Source organism: Myxococcus sp. AM010 (assembly GCF_013372585.1).
GTDB lineage: Bacteria > Myxococcota > Myxococcia > Myxococcales > Myxococcaceae > Myxococcus > Myxococcus vastator.
On the sequence record NZ_JABXEO010000101.1, the window covers coordinates 16,756 to 27,548 of the forward strand.

Annotated in this window: 10 protein-coding genes and 1 pseudogene; 4 read left to right on the plus strand and 7 right to left on the minus strand. The window is 70.6% G+C overall.

All coding sequences use genetic code 11. The features are described 5' to 3' along the window. Positions 1-161: 161 nt before the first annotated feature. Together HV826_RS31700 and HV826_RS31705 are read left to right on the plus strand one after the other, a co-directional pair. Positions 162-1,451, plus strand: coding sequence for a cytochrome P450 (locus HV826_RS31700; RefSeq protein WP_176420801.1), 1,290 nt, complete (start codon positions 162-164; stop codon positions 1,449-1,451). Between the two features lie 310 nt (positions 1,452-1,761). Next, positions 1,762-2,814, plus strand: coding sequence for a fatty acid desaturase family protein (locus tag HV826_RS31705; protein ID WP_176420802.1), 1,053 nt, complete (start codon positions 1,762-1,764; stop codon positions 2,812-2,814). A gap of 91 nt (positions 2,815-2,905) precedes the next feature. On the opposite strand, the gene HV826_RS31710 is transcribed toward HV826_RS31705, so the two are convergent. Next, the gene (locus tag HV826_RS31710; protein ID WP_176420803.1) at positions 2,906-3,922 is read right to left on the minus strand and encodes a DUF4846 domain-containing protein; all 1,017 of its coding nucleotides are present in this window, start codon (positions 3,920-3,922) and stop codon (positions 2,906-2,908) included. Between the two features lie 117 nt (positions 3,923-4,039). Between HV826_RS31710 and HV826_RS31715 the strand changes: the two genes are divergently transcribed. After that, complete coding sequence (locus tag HV826_RS31715; protein WP_176420804.1) at positions 4,040-4,642, plus strand: CDP-alcohol phosphatidyltransferase family protein; 603 nt, start codon at positions 4,040-4,042, stop codon at positions 4,640-4,642. 10 nt (positions 4,643-4,652) lie between these two features. Here the strand turns inward: HV826_RS31715 and HV826_RS31720 are convergent, their stop codons facing one another. Beyond that, positions 4,653-4,874, minus strand: coding sequence for a hypothetical protein (locus HV826_RS31720; protein WP_240358715.1), 222 nt, complete (start codon positions 4,872-4,874; stop codon positions 4,653-4,655). A gap of 69 nt (positions 4,875-4,943) precedes the next feature. Next, positions 4,944-5,600, minus strand: a complete 657-nt coding sequence (locus tag HV826_RS31725) for a hypothetical protein (RefSeq protein ID WP_176420806.1) — start codon at positions 5,598-5,600, stop codon at positions 4,944-4,946. Positions 5,601-5,873: 273 nt separating this feature from the next. Here HV826_RS31725 and HV826_RS31730 point away from each other — a divergent pair, with 273 nt between their 5' ends. Continuing rightward, positions 5,874-7,193, plus strand: coding sequence for a DsbA family protein (locus tag HV826_RS31730; RefSeq protein WP_176420807.1), 1,320 nt, complete (start codon positions 5,874-5,876; stop codon positions 7,191-7,193). On the opposite strand, the gene HV826_RS31735 is transcribed toward HV826_RS31730, so the two are convergent. From HV826_RS31735 to HV826_RS38175, 4 genes and pseudogenes are all read right to left on the minus strand, one after another. Further along, positions 7,194-8,732: a carboxypeptidase-like regulatory domain-containing protein gene (locus tag HV826_RS31735; protein WP_255217518.1), complete on the minus strand. Its 1,539-nt coding sequence runs from the start codon at positions 8,730-8,732 to the stop codon at positions 7,194-7,196. A gap of 114 nt (positions 8,733-8,846) precedes the next feature. Then, on the minus strand, positions 8,847-9,194 hold the full coding sequence (locus HV826_RS31740; protein ID WP_255208609.1) for a DUF2845 domain-containing protein: 348 nt from the start codon (positions 9,192-9,194) through the stop codon (positions 8,847-8,849). Between the two features lie 61 nt (positions 9,195-9,255). Further along, on the minus strand, positions 9,256-10,314 hold the full coding sequence (locus HV826_RS31745) for a 2-oxoglutarate and iron-dependent oxygenase domain-containing protein (RefSeq protein WP_368671037.1): 1,059 nt from the start codon (positions 10,312-10,314) through the stop codon (positions 9,256-9,258). Between the two features lie 333 nt (positions 10,315-10,647). Beyond that, a pseudogene (locus tag HV826_RS38175) lies at positions 10,648-10,793 on the minus strand (transglycosylase); the annotation flags it as partial.

Below are 10,793 nucleotides of genomic sequence, written 5' to 3' on the forward strand. Positions count from 1 at the left end.
TGTATAGGCGGACTAGGGGAGCCCCATCCCGCCCGGTCGTTCCTCGCCGGCTCCCCGCACCCCTGACGCACCGCCTGTAGGGGCCTGGCCCCTCCATTGCCACTCCACCCGTTGCAGACGAACCGCGTGCCGGGGGGCCGCGCTCGTCTGGCGAGCCCGCCATGCCCGTGTCCGCGCAAAAGCAGGAAGAGACCGGAGTTCCCGCCCACGCATCCGCGGGCCGTTGCCCCCACCTGGGCGCCCAGTACAACCCCTTCACCGGCCCCCACGCGGAGGACCCACACGCCTTCTTCGAGCAGCTTCGCAAGGACGAGCCCGTCAGCTTCAGCCCCATGCTGAACATGTGGCTGGTGAGCCGCTACGAGGACATCTCCCAGGTGCTGAAGAGCCCGGCGCAGTACTCCAACCGGGACATGCTGGGCAGCGGCACCCACCTCACGGACGAGGCCAAGGCCATCCTGGACCAGGGCTTCCCCACCGCGCACGTGCTGCTGGGCATGGACCCGCCCGAGCACACCCGCCTGCGCCGCCTGATGAACCGGGGCTTCACCGCGCAGCGCATCGCCGGCATGGGCCCCTTCATCCAGCAGATGGCCACCACCCTGGTGGACCGCTTCGCCCAGGACGGCCAGGCGGACCTGGTGCAGCAGCTCGCCTGGCCCCTGCCCGTCCACGTCATCCTCGGCGTCATGGGCGTGCCGCAGGAGGACGTCTGGAAAATCAAGCGCTGGAGCTCGGACTGGCAGCAGCTCGTCTTCGAGTACGTGGCCCCCGAACTCCAGCCGGAGATGGCCAGGGGCGTCATCGAGTTCCAGCAGTACTGCATCCGCCTCATCGAGGACCGGAAGAAGCACCCCCAGGAGGACCTCACCAGCTACCTGGTGGCCGTGGAGAGCGACGGCGAGGCGCTGAGCATGCACGAGCTGGTCATGGCCGTGGGCGCGTCCATGCTGTCGGCCGGCCATGAGTCCACCACCGCGCTGATGGCCAACGCCTGGAAGGTGGCCCTGCAGCATGGCCTGTGGCAGCGGCTGCGCGACGACCGCGCCCTGGTGCCGAAGTTCCTCGAGGAGTCCAGCCGCTACGACTCCGTCTCCCACGCCATGATTCGCACCGCGAAGGAGGACGTGGAGCTGAGCGGGGTGAAGATTCCCGCGGGCGCGCGCCTGCTGCTCCTCTTCGCCTCGGGCAGCCGGGACGAAGCCCTCTGCCCCCACGCCAGCAAGCTGGACGTGGACCGGGAGAAGGTGCCCCAGCACCTCACCTACGGCCGCGGCACCCACTTCTGTCTGGGCGCGCCCCTGGCCCGGCTCCAGTTCGACATCACGACGAACATCCTCCTGGACCGGCTGCCGGACCCCAAGCTCGTCCCCGGCCAGGACTTCGGCACCTGGCAGAGCCTGGTGCTGCGGCAGATGAAGCACCTGAAGGTGGAGTGGACCCCCACCTGAGCCCACCCACCCCGCTGTGAACCAGGGCCTGGCGACCGACACCGGTCTCCAGGCCCTTTTCATGTCCGGAGGCCTGCGACCTCCACCCCGGAGCGGGTGATTTCCTACAAAGAAGGGTAGAAACCCACCCCACCTTGAGTGAATAGGCGGGACAAATCAGACCCCCACGGGGTACAAGAAGACCCAAATAGGCACGCTCACTCTGGAATGCGTGCATTGCAGAAAGAATTTTCTTGCCTCACCACCCATTTCCGCGCGAAAGAGTCCAGGAACACCCTGCTTCCGAGTAAAGCAGAAGGAGCCCCCCGACATGTACGCTCAAGTGGTGGATGAGGCAGACATTCAGTTCGCGCACCGAGTTGACCGCAAGGCGCTGGCGGCCATCACCCGGGAGATGTCCCAGGTGAACAATGGTCGGGCGCTGTGGGCCATGGCCAGTCAGTGGCTGGTCATCGTGGCGGCATTTGCCTTCGTGCTCTTCGTGGACCGCTGGTGGGCCTGGCCGCTGGCCGCCGTCCTCATCGCCACGCGGCAGCACGCGCTGCTAGCGCTGATGCACGAGGCGGCGCACTACCACTTCCTGTCCAACCGCAAGGTGTCGGACGTGGTCAGCGACCTGCTCTGCGCCTTCCCGCTCAACATGACGACGGCGGGCTACCGGCACGAGCACATGCTGCACCACCGCTACGTGAATACGGCGCGGGACCCGTACCTGGCCGGGCAGCTGGTGGACGCCTCCTGGCACTTCCCCCGCACGCCGATGCGCGCCACGGCCGTCTTCCTGGCGGACGCGCTAGGCCTGTACGCCCCCAACCACCTGAAGGTGGTGCTGCCCTGGACGTACTGGGGTCGCCTGGTGGGCCGCGCCCGGCCGCGCATCTCCGCGGGCGAGCACCTGCGCTACTGGCTGTACGTGGCCACGCTCGTCACGGTGCTGGTGACGACGGGCGCGTGGCTGCACTGGCTGCTCTTGTGGGTGCTGCCGACGACGACGGTGATGATGGCCTTCTTCCGGATGCGCGCCCTGGGTGAGCACCCCATCGAGGAGACGACGTCCGGTGACGAGACGCGCGAGACGCGCGACGTGCTGGGCACCGCGCTGGAGAACTTCTTCATCGCGCCGCTCAACGTGAACCTGCACCTCACCCACCACGCCTTCCCCTCCGTGCCCTTCTACAACCTGCCCGCCATGCACGCGCAGCTCGAGCAGGCCGGCTTGCTGGAGGACGGCGTGAATCAGTTCGACACGTACCTGGGCAAGGAGAACAGCCTCATCCAGTACCTCACGCGTGAGCCGGAGGCCTCCGCCGCCGCGGCCGCCGCGTCCCAGCAGCCGAGCCTGGGCCAGCCGCTCCACTCGTGATGGCACCGTGAGGCCAGGCCTCGCCCCGCGCCGTCCAGGTGAAGCCGGGGGGCTCCACCCAGGACGGCCGGCGAGGCAGCCAGGCCCGCGGTCAGAAGCGCCGCAGTGAGGACCAGGGGAAGGGCTTCCAGAAGGGCGTCACCACGTCCTCGCCCTCCAGCGGAAACCAGGGTCCGGTGTCGCCTCCGGCGGAGAGCACGTGGAAGTCCTGCGCGGGCATGAAGCCCTGCCCCAGCAGCGCCACCTTCTCCCCTTTCGCGTTGGCCGCCACGTCCAGCACCAGCACCGCGTGCCCGGGACTTCCACCCAGCACGAAGAAGTCCCCGGGCCGCACGTCCTCGCGCGAGGGCCGCCCCTTGAGAGATTCCAGTGAGTGCGTGCCCGCGTAGGTGAAGACCAGGTCCAGCCACGCGCGGAAGCTGGCGCGTGAGGCATCCGGGGCCGCGCCGCGCACCCACGTCACCTTCGAGCCCGACACCCGCGCCCGGTCCCCTTCCGCGTACCGAGGCCACTGCGCCAGGTGCCCGCTGGTGAAGCGGTAGGCCAGGCGCTCCCGAGCGCCGCTGGCCCAGCGCCACTCCGCATGGAGGCGGATGACGGAGTCCGCGCACTGCTGGAGGTTCGCGGTGCCCACGTCCAGCTCCGCCACCGCCGCCAGCCGCGCGTCCCCCGCCGCCAGAATCCGCCCGCCCTGGTGGCTGAGCACCGGCGTGCCCTCCGGCCGCAGCGGCAGGCCTCGCAGCCAGGCCCCGAAGGAGCCCTTCACCACCGGCACCCGCGTGTAGCCCTCCGGCGGCGCCACGGCGGCCTCCAAGGGGCGCACCACCGCCTGGGCCGGCAGCCATGTGTAGCGCGCCAGCTCCTCCTTCGTCGCGGGCCGGGGTTGGCCCTCCTCCGCGGCCCCCCCGGACATAGGGAGCAGGCACAAGGCCCACAGGAGCGTCCAGGTCCACGGACGAAAGCGGCCCTCGGTGGCGGGGAGGGACGAGGAGGACGGGCACGGCGGACAGTCGAACGCGGACACGAAGCAGCCATCTCCAGGAGTCAGGGCGGCACGACAGGTGGCGCCGCGGGTTGGAGGTCTCTCATGGGCCTGAAGTTCCCTCACGCCCGCTCGAATCCAGCCGCTCCCTGCCTGCCCTGTGTCCCCGGGGGTGGGTCTACCGCTGAACGCTCGCCGCCCCTGGAACGTGCGCGGCGGGGACCGAGCACTACCTTGAGTCGTATGCGCCGTCAGGCGAGCCTCGCGCTGCTCAACACCTTGTCGCTGACCCGGCTGCCCCTGGCGGTGGCCTTCATCCTCGTCCCGGATGCCTGGGTTCGCGCGGGGCTGGTGGTGCTGGCCGCCTTCACGGACTTCCTGGATGGGTGGATTGCCCGGCACAGGGGGCTCGCCACGCGGCTGGGCGCGCTCATCGACCCGGTGGCCGACCGCGCCTTCATGGTGACGGCCCTCCTCGTCTGCTACCTGGACGGGCTCATCAGCGGGGTGGCGGTGCTGCTGCTGGTGCTGCGCGACGTCGGCACCACCGTGGGCTTCTTCGTCGCTCGCCTGGCGCCCGGGTTGCGCTCCGTCGAGCTGAAGGCGCGGATGCTGGGCAAGGCCGTCACTTCCTTGCAGTTGGTGACGCTGCTGTGCGTGCTGCTGTTTCCCCCCGCGGTGGTGCCCCTGGTCGCGCTCATCGGCGTGCTGTCCTTCGCCTCGGTGGTGGACTACTCCCACGCGGTGCTGAAGGCGCGGGAGCGGGACGCCGGACCGCGGCGGATGAAGCCGGAGTCCGGCGGCGCGGCCTCCCCGGGCTCCTCCCTTCCACCGGTGCGCAAGTAGGGCCGCGGCGTCAGGGCTGCGCCGCCGAGTCCGCGGGCTGGGCTTCGGGGAGGCCCAGCACCCGGGCCCTCTCGGTGGCGATGGCGGAGCGTTCGCCTTCGCTCATCTCCATCCAGACGTCATCCATGTCGTCGAGCAGCCCGTCCTCCTCGGGTGAATCGCCTTCAGGGTGCCGGGCGCGGGCGAGCCGCAGCTTGTTCAGGAGTGCACGGTAACGGTCGTAAGCAGACATGGTGGGAACCTCCGCCTCGGGGACGAGCATCGGGCGTGCGACTGACGCGGCGTGGATGGACCTGGCACCTCACTTCCGGGGTGGATTGGACGGGAGCACGGAGATCTCCATCGTCCGCTCCTCATCCAGCAGATTCACCACCGCGCGGACCTGCTCGCCGGGCTCGAGCTTCCGCAAGGCGATGTTGCGCCCGTCCCGGAACACCCGCGTCTGGGGGTCCACGCGAAGCGTCAGCGGCGGACCGTCTCCGACGGCGATGGCCACCTCCGTGTCGCCCACGGAGCGCACCACGCCGGTGTAGACGGCATCCACCACGGCCGTACCGGGAGGCGATGGCACGTCCGCGCCCGCGGGCGGCACGTCACTGACGACGCCCGAGGAGCCGGCGCCTCCCGTGCCTGGCTGCGCGCCGGTGTCCTGCTGGGCGGCCGTGTCCCGCTGCGGACTCACCACCCTCGCGCCTGGAGGAATGCCCGCGCCGCCCGTGCCCGCGACTTGCCCGCGGAGCTGCGTCACCTCCTGGCGGAGCTGCAGCAGCTCGGCGCGCAGCTGATTCACTTCGCGCTGGAGCGCCGCGGCGTCCGACGAAGTCAGGGCCTGCCCTGTTGGCGCCTGCTCCGTCCGCGCGGGCTCCTGCTGTGTGCCTTGCGCGGTCGCCCCGTCGCCACAGAGCAGCAGCGACAGCGCCGCGAGGCCCAACACCCACCCGCTTGCTTTGCGCAGCATGAGGCCCTGACCTCCTTCCTGCTTCAAAGGTGGGGCCTGCCGGGTGACGGACAACCACCGGCCCGGCCAGGATGCGCTGGAGCGCCACCCACCTGGCGGGCACCTGCCTGCTCCCATGGGGACCGCCAGCGGCGCGGAAATTCTTCGAGGCGGCGCTGAAACTCCGAAGGGCCTCGCGCCACTCCTTGGGCGCCGGGCCTGAGCAAGCCTGGTCCGGTGGTGTCACGCGGCGGACCGCGGCGCCACGGGTGTGTCTTTTTCCTGGAGAACACCATGTCCAAGTCGTCTGTCTGGGTGAGCCTGAGTGTCGGTCTGGCGTTGGGTTTCGCGGGGGGGCGCGTGGCGCGTCCCACGGAGCTGGCCACGGGAACGGCCCATGCGGCCAACCTCGCGGCGAAGGCGCCCGCCCCCGGCGCGCGGCCCCGTGCGCCGATTTCGCCCACCGTCTACAAGGTGCCGGTGAATGACTCTCCGACGGCGGGCGCGGAGGACGCGCTCATCACGTTGGTGGAGTTCTCCGACTACGAATGCCCGTTCTGCTCGCGCGCGAACGGCACGGTGAAGCAGCTCCAGGAGCGCTACGGCCGCAAGCTGCGCGTGGTGATGAAGCACCATCCGCTGGCCAACCACGCGCGCGCCCGGCCGGCGGCGCTGGCGGCGCTGGCGGCGGGTGAGCAGGGCAAGTTCTGGGAGATGCATGAAGCGCTCTTCGCGAACCCGCGTGCGCTGAGCGAGGCCGACCTGGAGCGCTACGCGATGAAGGTGGGCCTGAACGTCTCGCGCTGGAACCAGGACCGCGCGGACCCGCGGCTGGCGGAGCGCGTCCGCCAGGACGAGGCGCTGGCGATGCAGTTGGGCGCCACCGGCACGCCGGCCTTCTACGTGAATGGCCGCTTCATCAGCGGAGCCCAGCCACTGGAGGTCTTCACGGGTGTCATGGACGAGGAGCTGAGCAAGGCGGAGGCCCTGGTGCGGACGGGCGTGCGGCCGGTGGAGGTGTACGCGCGAACCATCTCCGCCGGGAAGGACAGCCCGCCCACGCAGCAGCTGATGCCGGAGGAGCCGGCCATCCAGCAGGTGGACGTGGGCGCCGCGCCGTCCCGGGGCCCGGCCGACGCGCCGGTGACGGTGGTGGCCTTCTCGGACTTCGAGTGCCCGTTCTGCGCCCGCGTGGTGCCGACGATGAAGGCGCTGGAGGCCGCGTATCCTGGCAAGCTGCGCGTGGCCTTCAAGCACCAGCCCCTGACGCAGCACCCGAACGCGAAGCTGGCGGCGGAGGCGGCCATGGAGGCGCACGCGCAGGGCAGGTTCTGGGAGTTCCACGACGTGCTCTTCGCCAACCAGCGCAAGCTGGACCGGGCGTCGCTGGAGGACTACGCGCGGCAGGTGGGCCTGGACGTGGGCCGCTTCAACGCGGCGCTGGACTCGCGCCAGCATGACGCGCACGTGTCCGCGGACGTCGCCCAGGCCATGCGCGTGGGCGCCACGGGCACGCCCACGTTCTTCATCAACGGCCGCCAGGTGACGGGCGCCCGACCGGTGGAGCACTTCCGCGCCATCATCGACGACGAGCTGCGGAAGGCTGCGCGGTAGTCACGGCGCCGAGGCCGCGACCTCTGAATCAGAGCGCGCGGCCTCAGGCTCCGGCGGCCGTCTCAGCACGCCCAGGTTCGTCACCTCGCGGGCGTTGACGTTGAACTCCACGTCTCCGTTGGAGGTGCGCAGCACGTGTTTGCCCGGCTTCAGCCCCGGCACGAAGATGCTGCCATCCCACAGCGTGTAGTGCGACGCGCCGACCCAATGGCCGTCCACGGTGATCTCCTGCCGGCTGCCCCAGAGGTGGCCGTCTCCGAAATCCATCACCGCGGCGACGGCGCCCGTCTCCTCCAGGTGGATGTCGACGGACACGCGCTCCCCCTTCCCGCCCCGGACAGCGGCGCTGCCCGCGCGGCCATCCGGCAGCCACGCGAAGATTCGCCCCGCCCCCACCCGAGGCGTCACCACGAATTCGGGGCCATCGAAGCGGACATGCGCGTGGTCATCGGGCGAGCTGCCACACCGTCGCCCCCGTGGACCCGGCTTCTGCGCCCCAATCCACGCCCCCTTCACCGGCGCGCCGTCCGAAAGGAAGACGCGGCCGGAGACCTCGAACACGCCTGGGTCGCTGGAGAACCACGGCAACACCATCCCTGCGCTCTTGAGCTCGGAGAAGGGGAACGCGATGACCGCCGGGGCGCCAGGCGCCAGCGTCACGTCTTTCCGTGCCGCCACCTCCCGCCCGTTCCGGCGGCCCCACATGGAGACGGAGTAGCGGCCCGACTCGGCGATGCCCGTGAAGGTGCCATCCGCCTGCGGCTCCAACTGGACATTCACATGCACGGACTCCACCGCCTCCGTCCCACGCGTGCGGCCCATCACCGGCTTGACCGTGACGGGGACGAACGCGCCGAGCTGGATGTCGAAGCGCCGCACCTCGCCAGCGGTCAGCTCCGCCCCGGGGTACCGGTCGAGCGCCCTCCCCTGGGGCGCGAAGAGCCTCACCTGGACGGAGCCCGGCGTCACGCCATCCAGCGTGTAGCGGCCCTGCGCATCCGTCGTGGACCAGCTGGGCGTCATCTCCGCGAGCAGGTTGTCCCCGGGCGCGATCAGCCGGACACCCGCCGCGGGCGTCCCGTCATGCTGGAGGACCTGCCCCTCCACGACGGCCCCTGGTGGCAGCGTGAGCGCCACGGAGAGCGAGCCCCCTGAGACGACCCCGACATCCCGCTCACAGGACTCGGCGTGCCCGGCCCCTCGCGCGCAGACGGTCATCACCCCCGCGCCGGGCGCCTCGAAGAAGGCCACGCCCGAGACGTCCGTCAGCGCCGTCTCGTCGGGCACCGTGTCGCCCGTCACGGCCATGAACAGTCCACGGATGAGCGACACCCGGGCGCCCGCCAGCGGCGCACCGCTGCTCCCGGAGACGAGCCGAACCCGAATCGAAGCCGCCGGAGCATCCATCGTCGGCGGCGGCAGCGGGAGCGGCGGCAGGGCGGGGAGCTGCGCGAACGCCGGGAAGGGCACCTCCACGAGCACCGGCCGCGCCACCTGCTCCGCGCGCCACAGGCCCAGGCCCCCGAGCACCGTCGCCATGGCACCCAAGCCAATGCCCCAGCGAACCCCGCGCATCATCGGACAGCCCTCGCTCCAGCAGTGGAACCGGGAGGCTATCACTCTCCGTCCGGGCGGCCCATCCCGGCCCGGCGACTAGCTTCCGTAGCCCGCGCTCTGAACGTCGATGAGGCGGCCGTTCTCGAACGTCACCACCTGCATGAAGCGGCGAGGCCCGAAGTTGTAGGTCCACTCCTCGTACTCACGGGTGACGGACCGCCGCTCCGTCGTGACGCCCCCCGTCCTCCTGTCCGGCGTCACCGAGCCCGCCGAGTCCGTCACCGTGCGGAAGTTCTTCGCCGCCGGCTCCCCGCACTTGGCGAGCACCTCGGTCTTGAGCGCCCCATCCGCCACCAGCGCCTGGCCACAACGGAGCGAGGCCGCCTCCGCCGCCACCGGCATCCCCGCCATTGAAAGTACGACGGCCAATCCGAGAGCACGCATGGGTTGTCTCCTCTCCACTACTCAGGTCAACGGCGCAGGATGTCCGCGGGGACGGAGCACGCTACGCGTAGGGGTTGTAGAACTTCGCGAACGTCGCCTTGGCGAAGTCACCGAACGTCATGCCGGGCTGGAAGGCGCCCACCTTCTGCTCGGCGAGGTCCACGCCCTCCGGCGGACGCAGGTGCATGTCATTGTCTGGCTGCATGAACACCGCGAAGGTGGCGCGGGAGATGTTGCGGCTGGCCGGGTGGGCCAGCGCCTGCACCGCGTGCGGCGTGGAGCGCAGCAGCCCGCCGGTGACAATCTGGGAGCTCTCGCCAATCTGGAAGGCCAGGCTGTCCTTGGGGATGACGACCTTGCGCTCCTCGCCGGACCGCGTGCGCACGTACAGGCCCGCCTCCGGGTCCGGCACCGGGATGTCCTTGCGCGCCGGCTCCTTCGCGCCGGGCTCGGCCTCGAAGTACATGGCCGGGCAGAGCGCCGTGAGCGAGCCGTGGTCGCTGTGCCAGCCGCACCATGAGTCCCGCGTGCGCGGCGTCGCGTCCTCGTTGATCGCGAAGTAGTAGAGCAGCCGCGCCTTGCACGCGCGCGAATCACGAATCGTCCGCGCCAGCGCCGCGTCCGGTGACAGGCGGCTGCCCAGCTTCGCCTGCACGTACTTGTCGCACTGCTCGGCGACCAGCACGCCCACGTCCACCATCCGCTGCCCCAGCGCCATGAAGGCGGGCCGCAGCTCCGGGAAGTCCGCGTCTGGCCACACGTTGGGGTGGTAGTTCTCCGGGTGCTTCTCGATGAGCGCCGCGTCGGTGTGCGGCACGTCGTACTGGGGGTTGTTGTAGTAGGAGCCCTTGAACTCGTCGAACTGGCCGGGACGCAGCAGCTCCTTCCCGTGGCTCCAGCCGAACGAATAGCTGCTGCGCGGGTGGACGTAGCGGTCCTTCACCTCGGTGGGCAGCGCGGCGAAGCGGAAGCCCAGGGGCAGCAGGTTGTCGCGCAGCTCGGCCAGCCCGGGGATGCCCCGGACGACGAGCAGGCCAATGCCATCATGCCCGTAGGCGCGCGCGATGGCGGCGCTCAGGTCCGCGCCCTCCGCGAGCCGCGCATAGTCGAGGAGAACCACTCCGTCTTTCGTTTCCGCCACGTCGCTGCTCATCCCAGGTGCCTCGTGTCTTCTCCCCACGGCGCCACACCGGCATCCGCGCCGGGCAGGGTGAGCACAGGCCACCCGTGACAAGGGAGACAGGGGCCATACTGCCCGGTTTGGGCGCGTGCGTGCCACCTGCGTCTCCCAGTAGCGGACGGAAAGCGCCTGCTCCCCTCCCTGCCCCCGTGCCTGGAAGGCCCACTGCATCCCGGAGAGGTCCGTAGCGTCGGAGTGAGCATGGCGCGCGGCATCACCGACGCGGGCGCCTTCAAGATATTCAGCGACGCACCAACGCCCCGCCGGCGCAGCTCACTTCGGGGGCGTGACAGGCACCGGCGCCACCAGGGGCGCGGCGCGGCCGGGCCGGGGCACGAGGAAGAGCAGCCGGCCCTTCTGCTTCATCATCCCCGCCGCCAGCTCCGCCCGCGGGCCCGCGCCCCAGCTGTCTCTTATAC